We start from the raw sequence: 22,285 nt of genomic DNA on the forward strand, positions 1-22,285 counted from the left end.
GACCTTGAAGTCCGTGATGAACGACCACGCCTTCCCTTTCCGCGCGACCCGCAGAACCCGCTCGCCGCTATCCACCCGGCCCGTCCGCCCCGTCCCGAAACCGGTCCTGATCGTGCTGCATCAGGAGCATTCGACCGCCGGCCGTGTCGGCCGGCTGCTGCAGGCGCGCGGCCACGCTCTCGACATCCGCAAGCCGCGCTTCGGCGATCCGCTGCCGCAGACGATGCGCGATCACGCCGGCGCCGTGATCTTCGGCGGCCCGATGGGCGCCAACGATCCCGAGAATTTCGTCAAGGCGGAGATCGACTGGATCGGCACCTGCCTGAGGGAGGATGCAGCGTTCCTCGGCATCTGCCTGGGCGCGCAGATGCTGGCGAAGCATATGGGCGCGCGCGTCTACACCCATGGCGAGGGCCGCGCCGAGGTCGGTTACTATCCCCTCGCCATCACCGAGGCCGGCGCCGCCCATGCCGGCATGGCGGGATTCGCCTGGCCGGGCACCGTCTATCAATGGCACCGAGACGGCTTCGACTGCCCGGGTGGCGCCGAATGCCTCGCCACGGGCGGGGACTTCCCGGTGCAGGCGATTCGCGCGGGATTGAAGGCCTACGGCATCCAGTTCCATCCCGAGGTGACCCCGGCGATGATGCATCGCTGGTCGGTGCGCGGCTATGAGCGCACGCTGATGCCCGGCGCCCAACTCGGCCACACCCATGTCCCCGGCTGGTTCCAGCACGATCCGGCGATCCGGCTCTGGCTCGACGCCTTTCTCGACCACTGGCTGAAGGAACCGGCCGAAGCCGGAACAACATCCGCGTGACCAAATCAGCACTCGTCCTCGGCGCCGGCATGGTCGGCGTCTCCTGCGCGCTCGCGCTGCAGAAGCGCGGCATCACTGTGACGCTCGTCGACCGGCGGGAGCCCGGCTGCGAAACCTCCTACGGCAATGCCGGGGTGCTGGCACTCTCGTCGATCGTGCCGCTCAACAATCCCTCGCTCTTCCCCAGTATCGCCGGCTATCTCGGCAACCGCCACCCGGCGCTCAATCTGAGCTGGCGCCGCGCCCTGGCCCGGCCCGGCTGGCTGCTGCGCTTCCTCTGGGAAGCCCGCCCCTCGCAAGCCGCGGCCCGCATCGCCGCCCTCGAATCCCTGACCGCCTGCACCGTCGAGCGGCATCGCGCCCTGATGACGGAGGCCGGCGTGGCTCACCGCCTGCGCGAGACCGGCACGCTGAAGCTCTGGCGCACCGACGCCGGCCATGCCGCGGCCAAGGCCGAGCATGATTTCCTGAAGAGCCACGGCATCGAATCCGAGATACTCGATCGGCAGGGTATCTCCGCCGTCGAGCCGAGCCTGAACCCGATCTTCCCGGCCGGGCTGCTGATTCCCGCCGTCGGCTCGGTCGATTCCCCCGGCGCCGTCACCGCGGCCTATGCCGCTCTCTTCGCCGATCGCGGCGGGCGCATCGAACAGGCCGAGGTCACGGGCCTCGCCCGCCAGGGCACCGGCTGGCGCGCGAGCACCGCGACGGGCGCCTTCGACGCCGACATCGCCGTGGTCGCGCTCGGTCCCTGGAGCGGCGACCTGCTGAAGCCCCTCGGCCTCGACCCGAAGCTCGATGTCGAGCGCGGTTATCATCGCCACCTGAAGGCGCGGGCCGGCGCCCGCCTGTCGCGGCCGGTCTACGACGCCGACGCCGCCTATTACATGGCGCCGATGGAACAAGGCTACCGCGTCACCAGCGGCGTCGATCTCAGCGATCGCGACGCACCCGACGACCACCGCCAGATCGATGGCGTCACCAAGGCCGCCCACGAAGCCTTCCCGTTCGACGGCGTGACCGGCGAAACCTGGCGCGGCGCGCGGCCGACCCTGCCGGATTCACTGCCGATGATCGGCGAAGCGCCTGGTAATCCCGGCCTCTGGCTCGCCTTCGGCAACCAGCATATCGGCTTCTCGACGGGGCCGATCACGGGAGAGATGATCGCGGCGATGGTTTGCGGTGAGACGCCACCGGCCGATCCCAAGCCGTTCAGGCCGGGGCGGTATATCGGCTGAAAGCCGTCCCGCCTGCCGTCATGGTCGGGCTTGACCCGACCATCTCTGGCCGAATGGGGCTCCAGCGCTTTCCTTCACGAGATTCTCGGTTCTGCGCTTCGCTCCGCCCGAGAATGACGCCCTGACTGAGCCGAGCGCGAATGCGCTGGCGTGAGTCGGCTGGCGTGATGGTCGAGAACCGGAGCGGAGCGTACATCAGTACGTGAGCACCGGAAGCGCCGGCCGTCGCGTCAGACGGCCGCGCCAGTAGCATTCGCGCCGTCTCAGACCTGCCGCGCGACCATCATCTTCTTGACCTCCGCGATCGCCTTGGCCGGGTTCAGCCCCTTCGGGCAGGCATTCGCGCAGTTCATGATGGTGTGGCAGCGGTAGAGCCGGAAGGGGTCTTCCAGATTGTCGAGGCGGTCGCCGGTCGCCTCGTCGCGCGAGTCGATCAGCCAGCGATAGGCCTGCAGCAGCGCGGCCGGGCCGAGATAGCGGTCGCCGTTCCACCAGTAGCTCGGGCAGGAGGTCGAGCAGCAGGCGCAGAGGATGCACTCGTAGAGGCCGTCGAGCTTCTCGCGGTCGTCCTTGGCCTGGCGCCACTCCTTCTCGGGCGCCGGCGTCGTGGTCTGCAGCCAGGGCTCGATCGAGGCGTGCTGGGCGTAGAAGCGGGTCAGGTCCGGCACGAGGTCCTTGACCACCGGCATATGCGGCAGCGGGTAGATCGCGACGCGGCCCGCATTCTTGCCGGTGCCGCCGCATTCGTCGATGCCGGTGGTGCAGGCGAGCCCGTTCTTCCCGTCCAGGTTCATGGCGCAGGAGCCGCAGATGCCCTCGCGGCAGGAGCGGCGGAAGGTCAGCGTCGGGTCGACCTTATTCTTGATCCAGATCAGCGCATCCAGCACCATCGGCCCGCAATCGTCGCGGTCGACATAATAGGTGTCGGTGCGCGGATTGGCGGTGTCGTCCGGGTTCCAGCGATAGATCTTGAACTCGGTGACGTGCTTGGCATTGGCCGGCTTCGGCCACGCCTTGCCCTCGGTCAGACGGGAGTTCTTCGGGAGATTGAATTCAGCCATGACGCATTCCGATTCCAGAAAGGCGCTTTCTCGCGGCGTGTCCCACCAGCCATCCTCCAGCGAGAGGTATAGTGAGACACGACATCAACAACGCAAATTTTGAAGATCGATCAGTCACGCCCGCAACACCGTAGCTGCCGATCGCCAGCACCAGCCCACCAACCCAGATAGCGGCTATGAGCGCCGCCAGAGATTTGCGGGATAGCTTGCGAAAGGCGAAGCCAAGCGCGGCGGGAATGCTGACGATCAGAACACCAAACAACGTCGGCATGTCGTCGCCAGCAGCATGAGCAGGAGTGCAAATCACCATTCCCGCCAGAGCCCAACCGACTGGAGCTGACATGTTGGTCGCCGACACAGTCAGTACACCCGCGCCTTGGGCTTAATGTACTCGATGTCGTTGGACATCGTGTAAGTGTGCACCGGCCGGTCATCGAGCGTGACCGAACGCTTCTCGTCGTCGATCCAGGCCAGGGTGTGCTTCATCCAGTCCTTGTCGTCGCGGTTCGGATAGTCCTCGCGGGCATGCGCGCCGCGGCTTTCCGGACGGTTCAGCGCCGAATCCATGGTGACGACCGCCTGGGTGATCAGGTTGTCGAACTCCAGCGTCTCGATCAGGTCGGAGTTCCAGATCAGCGAGCGGTCCTTGGTGCCGATGTCGGTGATGCCGCCCCAGACCTCGTGGATGAGCTTGTGGCCCTCTTCCAGCGTCTCGCCGGTGCGGTAGACGGCGCAGTTGTCCTGCATCGTCCGCTGCATCCGGTCGCGCAGATCGGCCGTCGGCGTGCCGCCCGACGCGTTGCGGTATTTGTCGAGGCGGGTCAGCGCGAGATCGGCCGAGTTCTTCGGCAGCTCCGGCTGCTTCTCGCCGGCCGTGACCGTCTCGGCGCAGCGCAGGCCAGCCGCGCGGCCGAAGACGACGAGGTCGATCAGCGAGTTGGAGCCTAGACGGTTGGCGCCGTGCACGGAGACGCAGGCCGCCTCGCCGATCGCCATCAGGCCGGGCACCACCGTATCCGGATCACCGCCGACCTTGGTCAGCACCTCGCCGTGGAAGTTCGTCGGGATGCCGCCCATGTTGTAGTGCACCGTCGGCAGAACCGGGATCGGCTCGCGCGTCACGTCGACACCGGCGAAGATCTTGGCGCTCTCGGAGATACCGGGCAGGCGCTCGTGCAGAATCTTCGGATCGAGATGGTCGAGGTGCAGGTAGATGTGGTCCTTGTTCTTGCCGACGCCGCGACCGGCCCGGATCTCCATCGTCATCGAGCGCGAGACGACGTCGCGCGAGGCGAGGTCCTTGGCCGAGGGCGCATAGCGCTCCATGAAGCGCTCGCCCTCGGAGTTGGTGAGGTAGCCGCCCTCGCCGCGCGCGCCCTCGGTGATCAGGCAGCCCGAGCCGTAGATGCCGGTCGGGTGGAACTGCACGAACTCCATGTCCTGCATCGGCAGGCCGGCGCGCAGCACCATGCCGCCGCCGTCGCCGGTGCAGGTATGGGCCGAGGTCGCCGAGAAATAGGCGCGGCCATAGCCGCCGGTCGCCAGGATCGTCTGCTGCGAGCGGAAGCGGTGCAGCGTGCCGTCATCGAGCTTGAGCGCGATCACGCCGCGGCAATGGCCGTCTTCGTCCATGATCAGGTCGATGGCGAAGTATTCGATGAAGAACTCGGTATTGTAGCGCAGCGCCTGGCCATAGAGCGTGTGAAGCATGGCGTGGCCGGTGCGGTCGGCCGCGGCGCAGGTGCGCTGGGCCGGCGGGCCCTCGCCGAACTCGGTGGTCATGCCGCCGAAGGGGCGCTGGTAGATCCTGCCGTCCTCGGTGCGCGAGAAGGGCACGCCCCAGTGCTCGAGCTCGTAAACGGCGGCCGGCGCGTTGCGCACGAGATATTCGATGGCGTCCTGGTCGCCGAGCCAGTCCGACCCCTTCACGGTATCGAACATGTGCCACTGCCAGGTGTCCTTGCCCATGTTGCCGAGCGAGGCCGCGACGCCGCCCTGCGCCGCGACGGTGTGCGAGCGGGTCGGGAACACCTTGGTGATGCAGGCGGTGCGCAGGCCGGCCTGCGAGCAGCCGACCGTGGCGCGAAGGCCGGCGCCGCCGGCGCCGACGACGACGACGTCGAAGGTGTGATCGGTGATCGGATAGGCAGCGCCGGCATAGGCCGGGACCGGGCGGGACTTGGTGATCGCCATCGGATCAGCCTCCAAAAGACAGCTTCAGCACCGCGTAGACGCTGGCCGCGCCGATCGCGAGGGCGAAGAAGGTGTTGCCCATCACGGCGAGGATCTTGAGACCTTCATTCGTGATGTAGTCCTCGATGATGACCTGCATGCCCAACCGCATATGGACGCAGGCCGAGAGGATGAAGAGCAGCATCAAAATCGCGACGAGCGGATGCGACAGCAGCGCCACCGCCGCCGGATAGGGGCGGCCGACCAGCGCGATGACGATTCCGATGAAGATGACCGTCAGGATGACGTTGGCGACCGCGGTGACGCGCTGCAGCCAGAAATGCCCGGTGCCCGACTTCGCCGAACCGAGGCCGCGGACGCGGCCAAGCGGGGTGCGCATGGAGGAGTTCGATTGCATGGTTTCAGCTCCTCAGCGCAGGACGAGGGCGACGATCCAGACCAGGACCGTCAGACTCGCCGAGGCGACGAGGGAGAACTTCGCCATGTTCATCCGCGTCTGCGGGTCATAGCCATGGCCCATGTCCCAGACGAAATGCCTGAGACCGCCGACCATGTGGTGGATCAGCGAGAAGCTGTAGAGGAACAGCACCAGACGGCCGAGCAGAGAGCCGGCGATCCACTGCGCCGTGTCGAAAGCGGCAGGGCCCGAGGCGGCAGCGACCAGCCAGGCGGCGATCAGCACCGTGCCGAGATAGAGCCCCGTGCCGGTGACGCGATGGGCGACGGACATCGCCATCGTCCAGGACCAGCGGTAGATCTGCAGATGCGGCGAAAGCGGGCGAGCCGCGGGCTTGACCTCGGCCAATATCATTCTCCGATCAAGCGGCCCGCCGGAAGGCGGACCCATTTGGGATCATTCTAGAGTGGTTGGTTCTGTAGCGAAACCGCCCCTGCGCTGCAATGCGGCATGCACGGAACGAAGTTACAGATTCTGAAATTCGTCATTTTGTTACGAAAACCTTAGCGCGGCAGCAGCGCCCAATAGTCGAAATCGAGGATCACGCTCGGGTCGTATTGATCGCCGAACTTCAGCGGAAAGCCGCTGCAGGGCTGGTCCTTGGTCGCGACGAGCCGGAGCCGGAGCGCGCCGACATCGCCGCGTCCGGGCAGCTCCGCGCTCGCCAGCACCTCGCTCCAGGCATAGACCGTATCACCCGCGAAGAGCGGCGCGACATGTCGCCCGCCATTGATCGCCGCAATGTGAAAGGCGTTGCCGAGCCCGTTGAATGACAGCGCCCGCGCGAGGCTGATGACGTGGCCGCCATAGATCAGCCGCTTGCCGAAGCGGCTGCCCTGCGCGGCATGCGCGTCGAAATGGACTCTCGCCGTGTTCTGATAGAGGCGGGTCGCGAGCTGATGCTCGGCTTCCTCGACCGTCATGCCGTCGACATGGTCGATCCGCTCGCCCGGCGTATAATCTCCCCAGCGGAACGCCGAGCCGGCCAACGCATCGTCATAAGCCGCGAGTTCGATCGCGGGGCAGCCTTCGCCGAATTGCTCCGGCAGGACGCCCTTTGCCAGCTCCGGCACCTGCTCGGCATGGGCCGGCGTACCGGGGATGCGCTTGCGGACCAGCACCCAGCGCGCATAGCTCAGCACGATCTCGCCATGCTGGTTGCGGCCGATGGACCGGACATAGACGATGCCGGCATCGCCCGACGACGCCTGCTTGAGCCCGATGACCTCCGAGGTCGTCGAGAGCGTATCGCCGGGGAAGACCGGCTTCAGGAAGCGGCCATCGGCATAGCCGAGATTGGCCACCGCATTCAGCGAAATATCCGGCACGGTCTTGCCGAAGACGATGTGAAAAACCAGCAGATCGTCGACTGGCGCGGCGGGATAGCCGACCGCCCTTGCGAAGGCATCCGAGGACTGCACGGCGAAGCGCGGGCCGTAGAGGGCCGTATAGAGCGCGACGTCGCCAGCCGTCACCGTCCGCGGCGTCGCGTGTACGATGGCGTCGCCGAGATGAAAATCCTCGAAGAAGCGGCCCGGATTCGTCTTGCTCGTGCTGATCGACATGAGGGCCATCCATCCGGCTTCGCTGGGGCGAGCATGCGCAGCCGCACGCGACATCGTCCAGCCCCGACGGCAACGACCAAGGGGCGGAGGCTCAGCCGACGATGGCCGCGAGCTTGCCCAGATCGACATTGGCGCCGCAGACCAGCACGCCGAGCCGCTCGCCTTGCGCCGGCTTGTAGGCGCCGCAGAGAAGCGCGCCCAGCGCCGCGGCCCCGCCGGGCTCCACCGCCAGGCGGAAATCGCGCCAGAGCACGCCCTGCGCCTCGGCAATCGCTGAATCCGGAACCAGCACGATGTGATCCACGCTGTCCTTCGTCGCATCGTAGACGAGCTGGCCGACATTGCGGGCGCCCAGCGAATCAGCCGCGACAGATGCGACCTTGACCTCGACCGGCCCCTTAGCCTCGAAGGCCGCCTGCAGGGCGCGCGAGCCCTCCGGCTCGACGCCGACGACCTTCACCTTGCTGCCGGCAAACCAGCTGGCGATACCCGAGATCAGGCCGCCGCCGCCGACTGCGACGAGCACGGTATCGAGATCGGGCTCCTGCAAATCCCACTCGCGACCCAGCGTTCCCTGTCCGGCGATGGTCTCCAAAGCCGCGAAGGGATGGATCTTGAGCGCGCCGGTCTCGGCGACGAAGCGATCGCAGGCCGCCTGGGCGTCATCATATTGCGCACCGCCGACGACGACTTCGGCGCCGAAGCGCTTGATCGCCTCGATCTTCGCGGCCGGCGAGATCTCCGGCACGAAGATCGTCGCCTTCACGCCGCGTGCCCGCGCCGCATAGGCTACCGCAGCACCATGGTTGCCGCCCGAGGCCGCCGCCACGCCGGCAGCCGGAATCGGCAACGAGAGCAGGTTGTTGAAGGCGCCGCGCGTCTTGAACGAGCCCGCATGCTGCAGGCATTCGAGCTTGAGCGAAATGTCCCCCACCGAGCCGAAGGCGCCTGCCCCGAGCCGCATCACCGGCGTGATCCGGGCATGACCGGCGATGCGCCCGGCCGCTTCCTCGATCATCGGACGGGAGACGGGCGAGGCGCTCATGACGGTATCCTGTAGGGGCTGGCGCGGGGACGAAAACGTCCAGATCGCGATCGGCAGCCCGTGGCTATCGCGTCCCGGCGGATCGGGGAAGGGCTTCCCGCGCCCGGCAGCAATGTGCCGGGCGACGACCAGGGCCGCCAGCGCATCGAGCAGATCGTCGGCCGGAATCCCCGCCTCAACCAGCAGACCGCATCGTTCCGCCAGTCCCGATGGATTGATCACGCCCTTGATCTTCTTGGGGTGGGAGAGTGGCGCGCCCTTCATCGTGCGGAACGCCAGCTCGGGATGGACCTCGAAGACACGCTCGCACAGCGCGGCTTCGGAGCGCAGCAGCCCGTCGATCTCGCGGATCTTCGGGAAGAGGTGAAACCCCTGCTTCGAGACCTTGCGCGGCGGTTCGGAAGCCGCGAGCGCGAGCCTGCAGGCTTCGGCATAGTCCAACGCGGCCACGGCAGCGCGCGCCGGAATCGCGAAGACGGAGGATTGCCGCTCACCGAGCAACGGCCGCACCAGCCGCTCCGGCCCGCGACCGGAGCCCGTCACCCGATCCGGCAAGCCGATCGGCATGTCGACCGCCACGATGTCGGGCAGGATTTCGCCCGAGAACAGATCCCCGAAACGAGAAAGGACCCGCGCCACCGGGGCGTGGTCCGGCTTCTGCGTATCGGTGAAAGCCGCGATCCAGCCGCCACGGCAGCCATCGACGCCTGCCACCCACGCCATCCCTGTTCTCCTCCGCCTTTCGCAGCGCTGGCATTGCATCTGCGTTGGTCTACTGTGCAGCGCAGCACAGCCGGCCGTGTCAGGAGAGACAATGACCACGATCCGCCCCCGCCGCAGCGCCCTCTATATGCCAGGCTCGAACGCGCGTGCGCTCGAAAAGGCGCGCGACATCGCGGCCGACGTCCTGATTCTCGATCTGGAGGACGCCGTCGCTCCAGATGCCAAGGCCGCTGCGCGCGAGCAGGTCTGTGCCGCGGTGAAGGCCGGCGGCTATGGCCGGCGCGAGCTGGTGATCCGCGTCAACGGCGTCGGGACGCCCTGGTTCGCCGATGATCTCGCAGCCGCCACGGAAGCGAAGCCCGATGCGATCCTGATCCCCAAGGTTTCCGCGCCCGAGACCCTGGGGGAGATCGGGGCACAGCTGACCGGCCTATGGGCCGACCCCGCGATCGCGATCTGGGCGATGATCGAGACGCCGCTCGCCATCCTCGATGTCGAGCGCATCGCACGCGTCGCAAGCGATCCGGCGACGCGCCTGTCCTGCTTCGTCATGGGCACCAACGATCTCGCCAAGGAGACACGTGCCCGCTTCGTGCCGGGCCGGGCGCCGATGCTGCCCTGGCTGACGAGCGCCCTGCTGGCCGCCCGCGCCCATGGCATCGACATCCTCGACGGCGTCTACAACGACATCAAGGACGAGGTTGGCTTCCGGGCCGAATGCGAGCAGGGGCGCGACCTCGGCTTCGACGGCAGGACGCTGATCCACCCGTCGCAGGTCGACGTCGCCAACGCGGTCTTCGCGCCCGACGAGACGGAGCTGGCGCGGGCGCGGGCCGTCATCGCCGCCTTCGACCTGCCGGATAATGCCGGCAAGGGCGCGATCCAGCTCGACGGCCGCATGGTCGAGCTGCTGCATGCCGAGATGGCGCGCCGCACGGTGGCGCTGGCCGAGGCGATCGCGGCCTGACCAGCGTCGTCATTCTCGGGCCGCGCCTTGCGCGGACCCGAGAATCTCATGACGAGAGGGCGCTGGTAGCCGAGATACTCGGGTAAGCCCGAGCATGACGAACCTTTCCGTCCGGCTCAGGCCTTCGCAGCCTTGGCCCGCTCGATCGCCTCGACGATCAGCTTCTTGGCCATGACGGCATCGCCCCAACCCTTGAGCTTCACCCATTTGCCGGGCTCGAGATCCTTGTAGTGCTCGAAGAAGTGCTGGATCTGGTCGAGGGTGATCTGCGGCAGATCGGTGTAGTTGTGGACGTTCTCGTAGCGCTTGGTCAGCTTCGGCACGGGAACGGCGATGATCTTCTCGTCGCCGCCGCCCTCGTCTTCCATCAGCATCACGCCGATCGGCCGGACCGCGATATAGGAGCCCGGCACCAGCGGGCGCGTATTGGCCACGAGCACGTCGCAGGGGTCGCCATCCTCCGACAAGGTGTGCGGGATGAAGCCGTAGTTTCCGGGATAGCGCATCGGCGTATAGAGGAAGCGATCGACGAAGAGCGTGCCGGCTTCCTTGTCCATCTCGTACTTGATCGGCTCGCCTCCGATCGCCACTTCGATCAGGACATTGACTTCGTCAGGCGGATTCTTGCCGATGGAGATGGCGTCGATGCGCATGGGGAACCTGTCGTTGCGAAATTTGCCGGGCCTTATGCAAGTTCGGTGCGAAAAGTCCAACCCCTTCCTTGGTTTTCAGTTTCGCAATGATTTGCGCTGGGGGAGTCACGCTGGTATCGGGCGCTGCATGAAATCGACCGAAGCCCTCCCATGCTGACCCGGCTGCGCTCCGACGAAGAGCGCTATGCCCGCCGCATGGCACGCATCGCACGCTGGGACCGGCCGATCGAGGGCCGCGGCCAGCGCCTGCGCGCCTGGGCCAACATGCTGCTCGTCGACCACGGCATCTTCCGCATTGCCTATCTCAACGCGCATCGCGTGACGCCGGGCCTGTGGCGCTCGGCGCAGCCTGCTCCGCATCAGATTGCCCGCTTCGCCCGCCAGGGCCTCAAGACGATCGTCAACCTGCGCGGCGGCCGCGAGCACGGCTCGTGGCCCCTGCAGAAGGAAGCCAGCGAGCAGCACGGCATCGCGCTCGTCGATTTCGTGCTGCGCTCGCGCGGCGCGCCCGACCGCGAGACCATCCTGAGCGCGAAAAGCTTCTTCGAGAACCTGCAGGAGCCGGCGCTCGTGCACTGCAAGTCGGGCGCGGACCGGGCCGGCTTCTTTTCTGCGCTCTATCTGCTGATCCACGAAAAACGGCCGCTGGATGAAGCCACGCGCCAGCTTGCGCTGCGCTACGGCCATTTCCGCTTCGCCAAGACCGGAATCCTGGATGCGTTCTTCGATGCTTATCGCCGGGAAGGCGACGCGAAGGGTATCGGCTTCCTGACCTGGGTCGAAACGATCTACGATCCCGCAAGGCTCGAGCGCGAATTCAAGCCGAGCCTGTTTTCGTCGATGATTGCTGACCGGCTGCTTCGCCGGGAGTAGGCCGGCCAGCTGTCAGCGGTGGAGGCGGCTTCCTTCAGCGAGCCGCGCTCCCAGCGGCGAAGCCGTCCATCGTCGTCGTCTCGTCCTCTCCGAGATGCAGCCAGATGAAGAGGGTGTGCGCTAGGGCGCGCAGCATCGAGATCGCGCCGATCGCCTGCAGCAGTCCGGCGGAGAGGGAGCCGAACCAGATCATGGTCGCTATGATCGCGGCCAGCGCCGCCGCATTGACCAGCACCTGCCAGAATGGCTGGCGCGACAACGTGGCCATGTCCTGAAGCGGCGTCAGAATGGCGATGCCGGCATAGAAGGGCGCGAGAAGCGCGATCACCGTGCCGAGCTGCTCCCAATGAGTCCCTTCAAGGAAAGTCTCGATCACATCGGCGGCAACGGCAATCGCCCCGAACAGCGCAGCCGCAACGGCGATCAGCCCCAGCGCCATGATCCGCGCCGCGAAGCGTCGGCGCGATCCGGCATAGGAACGGAGCCGGTTCAAGGCGATGGGTGTCGAGACCGTGCCGAACATCTGCGCGGGCATATCGAGGAGCCGCATCGACAGTGCGACATGGGCGGCCAGCAGCGTGTTCGCGGCGTAGGGCAGCGCCAGCACCGGCGCGATCGCGAAACCATAGGCGAGCAAGGCGCTCGGCAGCAGCGTCACGGGCACGGCGCGCCAGCGGTAAGCCCCCTCGAACAGGCTGCGCCGTGACCAGAGCCGCGGTTCGACAAGCGCGGAGACCGCGCCCCGCCGCCGCCACAGCAGATAGCCGGCCGCGAGCATATGGCCCAGCGCGTCGGCCATGAACAGGGCGAGAGCCTTCGGCCCGAAGAGGCCGATCAGGATCAGCATGATCGCGGGCTGGAGCATCGCCTGCACGACGTTGCTGTTGCCGATCGCGCGGAAATCCCCTTCAGCCGTCGCCTCGGTCCAGAGCAATCTGAGGACAGCGCGGGCGGCCAAAGAACAGAGAAAGAGCACGGCGACAGCCGGAGCGACCCAGCCGGATATGGCCAGCCCAGCCAATGCGACGGCCGTTGCGCCGCAGAATGCCAGACCGACGGCGATGGCGAGCCGGAAGGCCAGACCGAGCCGGGCGCGATCCCCATTCCGGAAGAACACGGCTTCCAGCCGCAGCAGCGCGGCCATCGAAACGAAATTCACCACGGAGGAGAAGACGGCGAAAGCGGCGAAGACGAAAGGCGGGCAGAGCGCGGCCGCGATCAGCAGGCCCCAGACCGAGATCATTCGTGCCTGGATGAAACGCAGGCCAAGGAGCACCGCGGAACCCAGGCTCGAGCGCAGCATCGGCTTGCGCGCAGCCACGAAGCGCCGCCCCGCCGCAACAGCCAGGGCGGGCCGGCTGGGCGGAAGCAGCGCCCGTTCCATCGCGACACGAGCGGCCATATCGACATCCACGACTGAGCCATCGGGCAGCCGATCGCCGACCGGACCTATATTCCCCTTCAAGGGGAGCTCAGGCGAGGCGGTCACGGGCGACGGGCCTTCTGTCGCGAAGGCTGCGCCCGAATGGTTAATGGTCCGTAAATCTCGGTCATGGTCAGCCGTGGGCGGGGCAACGGCCCCGCGGACACGGCGCATTAACTGCACCATGTCGCCTTTTTTGCGGCTCAGACGAACGTTGTCTTGAGCGCCTCGAAGCGTCCTAGCTGATCCGTCAGGAGTTCGCGCGCGGCATCGCGCCGCACGAAGATCTTGAACATCACCTCGCCGGCGCCGTTGAAGAACTGCACCGAGCAAGCGCGCCGGCCCTGCGCCGTGCTGCGGTCCACGAGGTAGATCGCACGGCAGTTCTCGGCCTTGATGTGACCGCCGATCGGGCTGTCGCCATGGATGTTGTAATAGCCGTGCCCGAAGCTGCCGACCGGCAGCGAGCCTTCGCATTCCAGCACGATGTCGGGCGTGTGCATCAGGAAGAGCACGGTGCCCCAGGCCGCGAGATCCTTCCAGACATCCTCGAAGCGCTCGGGCGCCACGAAGAGCCGCTGTTCCGCTGGCAGGAGCTCGAGCACCGCACGCGTCGAGACGTTCGCCTCGCGCGCCACGGCCTCGATCAGGCCGTCGGGCTTGGCGGCGAGCAGCGCGCGGGCGCGCTCGATCGGGTCGCGGGTCGCGATATCGGCAGTCGTCATGGTCACTGCCTCACTCGGCCGCCTGGCGGGGCAGGTGCGGATTGGTTTCGCTCAGCACCGTCTCGAACCCCTCGAATTCGGGATGGCCGAGGTAGATCGGCGTCGGGCGCGGCTGCCCGGCGTTCCGGTGGGACTCGCGAAACTGCTCAGACTTGGTCCAGGCGGTGAAGTCGTCCTTCGAGGCCCAGCTCGTATGCGACGAATAGAGCGTGTGATCGTCCTTTTCCGGACCCTTCAGCAGGTGGAAGGAGAGGAAGCCGGGCATTTCGTCGAGCCGGCTCTTGCGCGAAGACCAGACCGTTTCGAAGGCGGCTTCCTCGCCCTTGACGACCTTGAAGCGATTCATGGCGATGAACATCGACAAATCCTGCAGTGAAACGCCGCGAGGCGGCTGAAACGAATGGTGCCGCGACGCGGCCGGTCATCGCCGGTTCCGGATGAGCGCCTTGCAAAGCGTTGTATCCGAAGGAGCGCACGCCGGAGGCGGCCGCACGGCAATGCGTCGCGACCGAAGCCGGCCGCGCTCAGGCGCTGCCCTTGACCCCTTGTAGTAAAGGCGAATATCACCGTCAACAATATGCACGAGTAATTCTTGTTTTGAATAATTAAAAACAGGAATTACTTGGCGTCGAATCCTTCTAATCACAACCGATCTTAGACGATCGGGCCGATCTGCGGTGGCCGCGGCCCATCGCCTGCGCCCGAATAGGAGTGGCAACATGTCTGGCTCGCGCGACCAAACGGCATATTCCGGCCTCATGCGGCCGAACCGGCGCGAACTGACCGCCACGGCTCTGGCATTGCTCGGCCTCGGCGGGCTTGCTCCCCTCGCCCCCGCTTCGGCCCAGACATCCGAGCGCATCGTCGTCGCCGGCGGCGTCATCACCGAGGTCATCTATGCGCTTGGCCTGCAGGGCCGGGTCGTCGGCGTCGATTCGACGAGTCAGTTTCCGGCCGATGCCCTGAAGGACAAGGCCAATATCGGCTATGTCCGGGCTCTCTCGGCCGAGGGCGTTCTGTCACTCAAGCCGACGCTCGTCATGCTGATCGACGGCGCCGGCCCGCCGGACGCAGTCTCCCTGCTCAACGAATCCGGCGTTAAGCTCGCCCGCATCTCCGACGGGCTGACGCCGGACGGCGTCGTCACCAAGATCGCGGCGATCGGTGCAGCCATCGGCGCCGCCGCCCCGGCGGAGCGCCTCGCGGCGCAGACGCGGGCGCGCTTCGACGAGCTGGCGGCCCTGCGCTCCGGCATCACCAAGAAGCGCCGCGTGCTCTTCGTGCTCTCGCTTCAGAACGGCCGCGCCCTCGTCGGCGGCCGCAACAGCTCGGCCGATGGGATCATCGCGCTCGCCGGCGGCATCAATGTCGCCGACGCGATCGAGGGCTACAAGCCGATGACGGATGAGGCGATCGCCGCCGCCGCCCCGGAGATGGTGCTGATGATGCGCAACAGCAGCGCCCACAACACCACGCCCGAAGAACTCTTCGCCATGCCGTCCTTCTCCCAGACGCCCGCTGCCAACGGCAGGCGCCTGGTCCACATGGACGGCCTCTATCTGCTCGGCTTCGGCCCGCGCACACCGATGGCCGCGCGCGATCTCATGGCCGCGATCTATCCGGAAGCCGCCATCCCCGCATTGAAGACGGCCGCCGCCCCGTGACGCTCGCGGCACCAGCCCCGTCGATGACCTCCACCGCCCTGACGACGCTGATCGCCGGCCGGCGCCGCGTCGGCCTGCTCGCCGTTATCGGCCTCTCCCTGGCCTGCCTGCTGCTTGCCATCGTCGCGATCGGCCAAGGGGCCATTTCAATCCCGCCCGGCCGCGTCGCCGAAATCCTGATGGCCAGGCTCACAGGCGATACGACATTGCTGGAAGGGCGCGACGTCCTCGTCGTTCTCAACATACGCCTGCCGCGCGTCCTGCTCGGCCTGCTCGTAGGCGCGGGCCTCGCCGTCTCCGGCGCGCTGATGCAGGGGCTGTTCCGCAATCCGCTGGCCGATCCCGGCCTCGTCGGCGCCTCGAGCGGCGCGGCCCTCGCAGCGGCCGCCACGATCGTGCTCGGAGACCGGTTCCTCGCGGGGACCATGATGAAGCTGCCCTTCGCAGCCCTTCCCATGGGTGCCTTCTGCGGCGGGCTGGTCGCGACGCTGGCGCTTTACCTCATCGCCACGCGCGGCGGGCGCACCTCGGTCGCCACCATGCTTCTCGCCGGTGTCGCGCTGGGCGCGCTGGCGAGCGCGCTGACCGGCCTCCTCGCCTTCATCTCGGATGACCGCCAGCTGCGCGACCTGACCTTCTGGTCGCTCGGCAGCCTCGGCGGCGCGAGCTGGACCAAGCTCTCAGCGGTCGCGCCGATCATCCTGCCCATGCTCCTGCTGATGCCGCTGCTGGCCCGCGGGCTGAACGGGCTGATGCTGGGCGAGGCCGAGGCCTACCATCTCGGCATACCCGTCCAGCGCATCAAGGCGCTGGCGATCCTATTCGTCGCCCTAGCGGTCGGTGCGAGCGTCGCCTCGGCCGGGCTGGTCGGCTTCGTCGGCATCGTCGTGCCGCATCTGATCCGGCTCTCCGTCGGCCCCGATCACCGACTGCTGCTGCCCCTCTCGGCGCTCGGCGGCGCGATGCTGCTCGTCGGCGCGGACATCGTCGCGCGTTTGATCGTCGCCCCGGCCGAGCTGCCGATCGGCATCGTCACGGCCACGATCGGCGCGCCCTTCTTCCTCTGGCTGCTGCTGCGTCGCTCGAGCGTCCTCGATGTCTGAGTCCGTACCGATCCTCTCCTGTCAGGAGCTGAGCTTCGTCGCCGGCGGGCGCCGGCTCGTTGCCGACGCCACGCTCGAACTCGCCGGCGGCACGACGACGATCCTGATCGGGCCGAACGGGGCCGGCAAGTCGACGCTCCTCAAGCTGCTGACCGGCGAGATCAAGCCGGCCGGCGGCGGGATCCGCATCGCCGGCGAGCCGCTCGCGGCGGTGCCGGCCTGGCGCATGGCCTGCCTGCGCGCAGTCATGGCCCAGCATGCCCGCATCGCCTTCCCCTTCAGCGTCTACGAGGTCGCGAGCCTCGGCGTCGACGGCATCGGCCGGGCGCTGACGCGCCAGCGGCGCGAGGCGATCGTCGCCGAGAGCCTTGCTTCCGCCGGCGTGATCGATCTCGCCGGCCGGCGCTACCAGACACTCTCGGGCGGCGAGCAGCAGCGCGTGCAGTTCGCCCGCGTGCTCTGCCAGCTCGAAGCCGGCAGGAGCGTCGCCGAACGGCAGGTGCTCTTCCTCGACGAGCCGATCGCCAGCCTCGATCTCTGCCATCAGCTCTCGTTGCTCGACATGGCGCGCAGCATCGCCGCACGCGGCGTCGCGGTGCTGATCGTGCTGCACGACCTCAACCTCGCCGTGACCTATGCCGATCATCTCGTCGTAATGGATCAGGGCCAGATCATCGCGCAGGGCCCACCGGCACGCACGCTCGACGACGCCTTGCTGCGCCAGGTCTTCAAGGTCGATCTGACGCTGAGCCGTGCCCCGGCGCCCGGCCTGCCCTTCCTCCTGCCGCAGCAGCACCGTTCGCGGCCGGCAGCGTAAACCCGCGCTCCCCGTGGGTTCACCGGCGATTCATCCTGAATCGCCGCTTCACCATATCGCTCAACCCGCGCTTCACGGCTCGGGGGCCTAACTCCCGCTCACCAGCGAACGGGAGTTTCGATCATGGCCAGATATGTTGCCGCCCTCGGCCTCGCCGCCCTTCTGGCGCCGGGCCTGATTGTCGCCACGAACGATGCCGCGCAAGCGCGTGAGGTCGTCGGCATCCGCGATGCACGCTTCGAGCCCGGCACCATCGTCATCCGCACCGGCGAGCGCCGGCTCTACTACGTCGTCGCTCCGGGCGAGGCGATCCGCTACACCATCGCCGTCGGCAAGGCCGGCAAGCAATGGCGCGGCGTCAAATATGTCGAGGAGTTGCAGGTCGACCCGGCCTGGGCGCCACCGGCCGAGGTCAGGCGCGACAATCCCCGCCTGCCCGACGTCATTCCCGGCGGCTCGCCGCGCAACCCGATGGGCGCGCGCGTCATCGGCCTCGGACCCGGCGGACAATACGCCATCCATGGCACCAACATGCCGAACACCATCGGCACCGCAGCCTCCTATGGCTGCTTCCGCATGCACAACCAGGACGTGATCGACCTCTACGCCCGCGTCCAGATGGGCACGCCGGTCGTCGTCATGCCCTGAGACGATCTAGAGATCGACTTCCGACAGCAAGGGGCGCCCGGCGAAGAACGTCTCGAGATTGCCGAGCAGGAGCCGGAGTTGCCCCTGCTTGGCATCCTGCGAGCTGGCCGCGATATGCGGCGTCAGCACGACATTCTCGAGCTTGCGCAGCCGCTCCGGCACATGCGGTTCGGCGGCGAAGACGTCGAGCGCCGCACCCGCGATCCGCTTCTGTTCGAGGGCATCGCATAGTGCGTCTTCATCGATGGCGAGGCCGCGCGAGATGTTGACGACGTAGCCCTGCGGGCCGAGCGCATTCAGCACCGCGTCATCGACCGCATGACGCGTCTCGGCATTGGCGCGGACGGCGACGACGAGCACATCGGCCCATGCGGCTAGGCCGAGCAGGCTGTCATGGAAGCGATAGGGCAGCTCCGGCTTGGCGGAGCGGTTGTGATAGCCGACCTCCATCTCGAACGCGGCGGCGCGGCTCGCGATGCGGCTGCCGATGGCGCCGAGCCCGTAGATGCCGAGCTTCCGGCCGGCGAGATCCGGCGTGTTCGCTACCGGCTCATGGCCCCGATTGCTCCAGAGACCCGCGCGTACGAAGCGGTCTCCCTGTCCGATCCCGCGCATGACGCAGAGCACGAGGCCCATGGCGAACTCCGCGACGCTGCGCGCATTGGCGTCGGCAGCGTTGCAAAGCCTGATCCCACGGGCCTTGACCGCAACGCGATCGACCCCCTCAATGCCCGTCCCATAGCAGGCGATCAGCTCGAGATTCGGCAAGGCGTCCATCAGCCCGGCGCTGGTCGGCCGCCCGCCATAGGTCAGCAGCACGCGCGCCTGTCTCGCCTCCTCGGGCACCGCAGCCGCATCGTCGCCCTCGATCGGCCCGATCACCGTATAGAGCTGCTTCACCTTCTCGATCGCGTCGTCGGCGAGACGCGGCACCATCAGAATCGTCGGCTTCATTGCATCGCTCCAGAAGATGCTGCATCGCAACACTGCGCAGCCCCGTGCTCAACCCACATTTGCGAATGCCCCGCCATCCGCGCCGCGCATTCCCGACTTCGACCAAAGACGGCATCAAACCGTTCCAAAAGCCTGAAATGGCGCGCGTTTCCCACTCGCTCCCCGCAAAGAACCGCGTTAACCTTCCCTCGCGACACGCAACCGCCCGTGCCTCCCACGGGCCAGGAAGGGGCTACCAGATGGATCACCTCGCCGACGTGAAGAAGTTCGCCAAGAAGCCGTTGAACGATGCTGCCTTCGCCGGCATGTCGAAGGCCTATGCGCTGGTGATGAGTAAGCCGGACACACGTTACGTCGCCTGTTCGGATTCGGCCGAGATCGACCGTGTCCGCGAGAACTTCCTGAAGAAGAAGCTGGGCCTGAAATCCGGCGATCTCGACGGTTCGATCAAGGCGATCTGCGAGCACATGAAGGCGGACAGGACCAAGTCGCGCCTGACTTTCTATTATCTGCTGGCCGAGCATCACGGAAAACTCGACCTTTTCATCAAGAAATAAGTCCCCGGCCCGGCCTTCGCCGGGCATTTTTTCATCCGCACATCGTGGCTGAACGAATGGCGTGGCCGGCGCGGAGCCGGCCGTGAAGCCGTTCATCGCAATCGATTTCAATCGCGATAGAGGTCCGCCCGCGTCAGCGGCAGGCCGGACGGACCTTTTCGCCGCTTCGAGACCAGCGTCTGGTTGACCATCGCCCCGCCACGCTCGAAGGCGAGCGAGCAGCCGGCGAGATAGAGCAGCCACATCCGCGTCCGCTCCGGCCCGATCTCGGCCTCGGCTTTCGCCTTGTTGGCGTCGAGCCGCTCCCACCACAGCCGCGTCGTGCGCTGGTAGTGCTCGCGCCAGCCCTCGACGTCGTGGATCTCGAAGCCGTGGCGCTCGAGATTGGCGATCGACATGCCGAGATGGTCGAGCTCACCGCCCGGAAAGATGTAGCGCACCAGCGCGCGATATTCCGCCGGCATCTTGTTGAACGCCTTCTCGGTCTTCTTGGCGCGGCGCGAGATGGTGTGGTGCAGATAGAGCCCGCGCGGCCGCAGCAGCCGGTTCACCGCCCGGAAATAGGACGGGTGGTTGCGGATGCCGACATGCTCGAACATGCCGATCGAGGAGATCTTGTCGAACTCCCCTTCCATCTGGGTGAAGTCCTTGAGGTGGAGCGTGACCTTGCCGGCGAGCCCGAGCTTCTCGACCTTCTCTCGCGCCAGGGCGAGCTGCTCCTCCGCCAGCGTCACGCCATGCGCCTCGACGCCGTAATGGCGCGCGGCATGGCAGACCAGCGCGCCCCAGCCGCAGCCGATGTCGAGGAAGCGATCGCCCGGCTTCAGCCGCAGCTTCCGGCAGATCATGTCGAGCTTGTCGCGCTGGGCGCGTTCGAGATCGCCATGGTCCTCGGTGAAATAGGCGCAGGTGTAGACCATCTCCTCGTCGAGGAAGAGCCGGTAGAAATCGTTCGAGACGTCGTAGTGATAGGCGATGTTGGCCTTGTTGGTCGCCGGCGCGCCGTCGCGCGCGATCTCGTCGCCCCTGCGATGATCGACGGCCTCGGCAGCCTTGCCCGGCGCGAAGATGAAGCGCCTGACGACGTCGAAGACCGCGCCCTTCGGGATGTCGCGCGCCAGCCGGCCGACCTTGCCGTCGGGCCGCGCCGTCGCAAGATCGAAGATCGAGCCGTTCCGGATCGAGATGCGGTCGGTGATATGCAGATTGAGCAGCGTGTCGAGCTTGGGCTTGCGGATCAGCGCGGCCAGGACGCCGGCATCGGCGATGGCGATGGCGAGCCCGTCCGATGGCCAGGCCGCCGGCACCGAACTCCCGTCCCAGAGCCGGAAGCCGAGCTTCAGGCCGAGCTTGTCATGCGCCTCGTTCAGAAGGCGGCGCAGAGCCGCGAGGCGCTTGTCGTTGCTGTCCATGACCCGAGAATCCGCTGCTTTCCGCTGCTGTTTGAACGCAAGCTCGCAGCTTGGCAATATTCGGCGGGTCCGGGCGCGTCGGCACCTCAGAAGTCGCTGGCGATACCCTTCACTTCCCAGTCGTCGTAGCGCACCGGTTCGAGCCCGCCGCGTCCGTTGACCTCGCGCTGCTTCGCGACCTCGGCCGCATGCGCATCGATCGCCGCACGCCGGGCCGCCGCCTCGGCCAGCGCGCGCTGCGCGGCCGGCGACAGGCTTTTGGGCTCGGTGCCCGCCAATGGCACATCGTCGTCGACTTGGTCAGGCATTTCGGCTCGTTTCCTTGCAGGCTTTCTCTTGCAGGATCAGGATCGCCCCCACCACATAGGGCACGAACCCGGCATTCGCGAGGGGGTTGCGCCCAAGCGAAGCCGACGACGAAGGGGAACCGATGAACTACGTTCGCACCGGCATGTTGATGGCAGGCCTCACCGCGCTGTTCGGCGCGGTCGGCTATCTGATCGGCGGCGGCGGCGGCATGCTGATGGCGCTCGGCTTCGCCGCCGTGACCAATCTCTTCAGCTACTGGAATTCCGACCGGCTGGCGCTCTCCGCCCATAATGCCCAGGAGGTCGACGAGCGCAGCGCGCCCGAACTCTACCGCATGGTGCGCGACCTAGCGGCGCGCGCCGACATGCCGATGCCGCGCGTCTACCTGATCCAGGAAGACCAGCCCAACGCCTTCGCCACCGGCCGCAACCCGCAGAACGCGGCGGTGGCGGCGACGACCGGCATCCTGCGCACGCTGACCTATGAGGAACTGGCGGGCGTGATGGCGCATGAGCTGGCGCACATCAAGAATCACGACACGCTGACGATGACGATCACCGCGACCTTCGCCGGTGCGATCTCGTCGCTCGTCACCTTCGGCATGTTCTTCGGCTCGCGCGACAACCGCCCGAACTTCATCGTCCAGATCCTGCTCTCGATCCTCGCGCCAATGGCCGCGGCACTGATCCAGATGGCGATATCGCGCTCGCGCGAATACGAGGCGGACCGGCTCGGCGGCGAGATTGCAGGCAATCCGGTCTGGCTCGCCGATGCGCTCGCCAAGATCGCCGGTGCCGTCCAGCACATTCCCAACGAGACAGCCGAGGCCAAGCCTGCTACGGCGCACATGTTCATCATCAATCCCCTGACCGGCGGCGGCATGGATAATCTGTTCTCGACCCATCCCGACACCGGCAACCGCATCGCCGCGCTGATGGAGCAGGCCAGCGCCATGGGCATCCGCCGCAGCACGGGCGGCGCGAGTTTCTCCGCCCAGACGGGCAACAGCCCCTGGGGTCAAGCCGACGGCGGCCCTTGGGATAATACGCCCCGCCAGCCCGGACCCTGGGGCTGAAAA

24 protein-coding genes are annotated in these 22,285 nt (G+C 66.9%); 10 read left to right on the forward strand and 14 right to left on the reverse strand.

The annotated features are described in order from the left end of the window. Positions 1-16 precede the first annotated feature (16 nt). Both NWE53_RS17905 and NWE53_RS17910 read left to right on the forward strand, forming a co-directional pair. Entirely contained in the window at positions 17-820 is an 804-nt protein-coding gene (locus tag NWE53_RS17905; protein ID WP_265050730.1) for a glutamine amidotransferase, read from the forward strand. Then, positions 817-2,058 (forward strand): NAD(P)/FAD-dependent oxidoreductase, encoded by a 1,242-nt coding sequence (locus NWE53_RS17910; protein ID WP_265050731.1) that lies wholly within the window; start codon positions 817-819, stop codon positions 2,056-2,058. Before NWE53_RS17905 ends, NWE53_RS17910 begins: the two co-directional genes overlap by 4 nt. A gap of 263 nt (positions 2,059-2,321) precedes the next feature. Here NWE53_RS17910 and NWE53_RS17915 read toward each other — a convergent pair whose 3' ends face one another. The 7 genes from NWE53_RS17915 to NWE53_RS29870 form a co-directional block, all read right to left on the reverse strand. Next, positions 2,322-3,119: a succinate dehydrogenase iron-sulfur subunit gene (locus NWE53_RS17915; protein WP_265050732.1), complete on the reverse strand. Its 798-nt coding sequence runs from the start codon at positions 3,117-3,119 to the stop codon at positions 2,322-2,324. Further along, positions 3,112-3,462: a hypothetical protein gene (locus tag NWE53_RS17920; protein ID WP_265050733.1), complete on the reverse strand. Its 351-nt coding sequence runs from the start codon at positions 3,460-3,462 to the stop codon at positions 3,112-3,114. The genes NWE53_RS17915 and NWE53_RS17920 overlap by 8 nt, the downstream gene beginning before the upstream one ends. Before the next feature lie 17 nt (positions 3,463-3,479). Beyond that, the gene (gene sdhA / locus NWE53_RS17925; RefSeq protein WP_265050734.1) at positions 3,480-5,312 is read right to left on the reverse strand and encodes a succinate dehydrogenase flavoprotein subunit; all 1,833 of its coding nucleotides are present in this window, start codon (positions 5,310-5,312) and stop codon (positions 3,480-3,482) included. Between the two features lie 4 nt (positions 5,313-5,316). Beyond that, complete coding sequence (gene sdhD, locus NWE53_RS17930) at positions 5,317-5,709, reverse strand: succinate dehydrogenase, hydrophobic membrane anchor protein (RefSeq protein WP_265050735.1); 393 nt, start codon at positions 5,707-5,709, stop codon at positions 5,317-5,319. A gap of 12 nt (positions 5,710-5,721) precedes the next feature. Then, the gene (sdhC, locus tag NWE53_RS17935; RefSeq protein ID WP_265050736.1) at positions 5,722-6,123 is read right to left on the reverse strand and encodes a succinate dehydrogenase, cytochrome b556 subunit; all 402 of its coding nucleotides are present in this window, start codon (positions 6,121-6,123) and stop codon (positions 5,722-5,724) included. 149 nt (positions 6,124-6,272) lie between these two features. Then, on the reverse strand, positions 6,273-7,334 hold the full coding sequence (locus NWE53_RS17940; protein WP_265050737.1) for a MaoC family dehydratase: 1,062 nt from the start codon (positions 7,332-7,334) through the stop codon (positions 6,273-6,275). A 91-nt stretch (positions 7,335-7,425) separates the two neighbouring features. After that, positions 7,426-9,201: a serine/threonine dehydratase gene (locus tag NWE53_RS29870; protein ID WP_320109515.1), complete on the reverse strand. Its 1,776-nt coding sequence runs from the start codon at positions 9,199-9,201 to the stop codon at positions 7,426-7,428. On the opposite strand from NWE53_RS29870, the gene NWE53_RS17955 reads away from it, so the two are divergent. Continuing rightward, entirely contained in the window at positions 9,194-10,069 is an 876-nt protein-coding gene (locus NWE53_RS17955) for an HpcH/HpaI aldolase/citrate lyase family protein (RefSeq protein WP_265050738.1), read from the forward strand. The two genes, NWE53_RS29870 and NWE53_RS17955, sit on opposite strands and share 8 nt — an antisense overlap. A gap of 116 nt (positions 10,070-10,185) precedes the next feature. Here NWE53_RS17955 and ppa read toward each other — a convergent pair whose 3' ends face one another. Next, entirely contained in the window at positions 10,186-10,722 is a 537-nt protein-coding gene (gene ppa, locus NWE53_RS17960) for an inorganic diphosphatase (RefSeq protein WP_265050739.1), read from the reverse strand. Between the two features lie 150 nt (positions 10,723-10,872). Between ppa and NWE53_RS17965 the strand changes: the two genes are divergently transcribed. Further along, positions 10,873-11,595: a fused DSP-PTPase phosphatase/NAD kinase-like protein gene (locus NWE53_RS17965; RefSeq protein ID WP_265050740.1), complete on the forward strand. Its 723-nt coding sequence runs from the start codon at positions 10,873-10,875 to the stop codon at positions 11,593-11,595. Between the two features lie 34 nt (positions 11,596-11,629). On the opposite strand, the gene NWE53_RS17970 is transcribed toward NWE53_RS17965, so the two are convergent. The 3 genes from NWE53_RS17970 to hmuQ form a co-directional block, all read right to left on the reverse strand. Further along, the gene (locus NWE53_RS17970) at positions 11,630-12,997 is read right to left on the reverse strand and encodes a hypothetical protein (protein WP_265050741.1); all 1,368 of its coding nucleotides are present in this window, start codon (positions 12,995-12,997) and stop codon (positions 11,630-11,632) included. Positions 12,998-13,221: 224 nt separating this feature from the next. Then, the gene (gene hutX, locus NWE53_RS17975; protein ID WP_265050742.1) at positions 13,222-13,743 is read right to left on the reverse strand and encodes a heme utilization cystosolic carrier protein HutX; all 522 of its coding nucleotides are present in this window, start codon (positions 13,741-13,743) and stop codon (positions 13,222-13,224) included. A 10-nt stretch (positions 13,744-13,753) separates the two neighbouring features. Next, a complete protein-coding gene (gene hmuQ, locus NWE53_RS17980) occupies positions 13,754-14,101 on the reverse strand; it encodes a heme-degrading protein HmuQ (protein ID WP_265050743.1) in 348 nt (115 codons plus the stop codon). Positions 14,102-14,462: 361 nt separating this feature from the next. Between hmuQ and NWE53_RS17985 the strand changes: the two genes are divergently transcribed. The 4 genes from NWE53_RS17985 to NWE53_RS18000 all read left to right on the forward strand — a co-directional run bounded on the left by NWE53_RS17985 (position 14,463) and on the right by NWE53_RS18000 (position 17,975). Continuing rightward, positions 14,463-15,407, forward strand: coding sequence for a heme/hemin ABC transporter substrate-binding protein (locus tag NWE53_RS17985; protein WP_265050744.1), 945 nt, complete (start codon positions 14,463-14,465; stop codon positions 15,405-15,407). 23 nt (positions 15,408-15,430) lie between these two features. Continuing rightward, the gene (locus NWE53_RS17990) at positions 15,431-16,510 is read left to right on the forward strand and encodes a FecCD family ABC transporter permease (RefSeq protein ID WP_265050745.1); all 1,080 of its coding nucleotides are present in this window, start codon (positions 15,431-15,433) and stop codon (positions 16,508-16,510) included. Then, positions 16,503-17,327, forward strand: coding sequence for a heme ABC transporter ATP-binding protein (locus tag NWE53_RS17995; RefSeq protein ID WP_265050746.1), 825 nt, complete (start codon positions 16,503-16,505; stop codon positions 17,325-17,327). The genes NWE53_RS17990 and NWE53_RS17995 overlap by 8 nt, the downstream gene beginning before the upstream one ends. Positions 17,328-17,450: 123 nt before the next feature. After that, positions 17,451-17,975: a L,D-transpeptidase gene (locus tag NWE53_RS18000; protein ID WP_265050747.1), complete on the forward strand. Its 525-nt coding sequence runs from the start codon at positions 17,451-17,453 to the stop codon at positions 17,973-17,975. 6 nt (positions 17,976-17,981) lie between these two features. Here the strand turns inward: NWE53_RS18000 and NWE53_RS18005 are convergent, their stop codons facing one another. Next, positions 17,982-18,929 carry a 2-hydroxyacid dehydrogenase gene (locus NWE53_RS18005; RefSeq protein WP_265050748.1) on the reverse strand — a complete coding sequence of 316 codons (948 nt, stop codon included), beginning with the start codon at positions 18,927-18,929 and terminating at the stop codon, positions 17,982-17,984. 239 nt (positions 18,930-19,168) lie between these two features. Here NWE53_RS18005 and NWE53_RS18010 point away from each other — a divergent pair, with 239 nt between their 5' ends. Further along, positions 19,169-19,486: a DUF2853 family protein gene (locus NWE53_RS18010; RefSeq protein WP_265050749.1), complete on the forward strand. Its 318-nt coding sequence runs from the start codon at positions 19,169-19,171 to the stop codon at positions 19,484-19,486. Positions 19,487-19,593: 107 nt separating this feature from the next. On the opposite strand, the gene NWE53_RS18015 is transcribed toward NWE53_RS18010, so the two are convergent. After that, positions 19,594-20,898: a class I SAM-dependent methyltransferase gene (locus tag NWE53_RS18015; protein ID WP_265050750.1), complete on the reverse strand. Its 1,305-nt coding sequence runs from the start codon at positions 20,896-20,898 to the stop codon at positions 19,594-19,596. Between the two features lie 86 nt (positions 20,899-20,984). Next, positions 20,985-21,206: a DUF1674 domain-containing protein gene (locus tag NWE53_RS18020; protein WP_265050751.1), complete on the reverse strand. Its 222-nt coding sequence runs from the start codon at positions 21,204-21,206 to the stop codon at positions 20,985-20,987. 122 nt (positions 21,207-21,328) lie between these two features. Here NWE53_RS18020 and htpX point away from each other — a divergent pair, with 122 nt between their 5' ends. After that, a complete protein-coding gene (gene htpX / locus NWE53_RS18025; RefSeq protein WP_265050752.1) occupies positions 21,329-22,282 on the forward strand; it encodes a zinc metalloprotease HtpX in 954 nt (317 codons plus the stop codon). Positions 22,283-22,285 lie beyond the last annotated feature (3 nt).

Origin of the sequence: Bosea sp. NBC_00550, assembly GCF_026020075.1 — a bacterium.
Classification (GTDB): Bacteria; Pseudomonadota; Alphaproteobacteria; order Rhizobiales; family Beijerinckiaceae; genus Allobosea.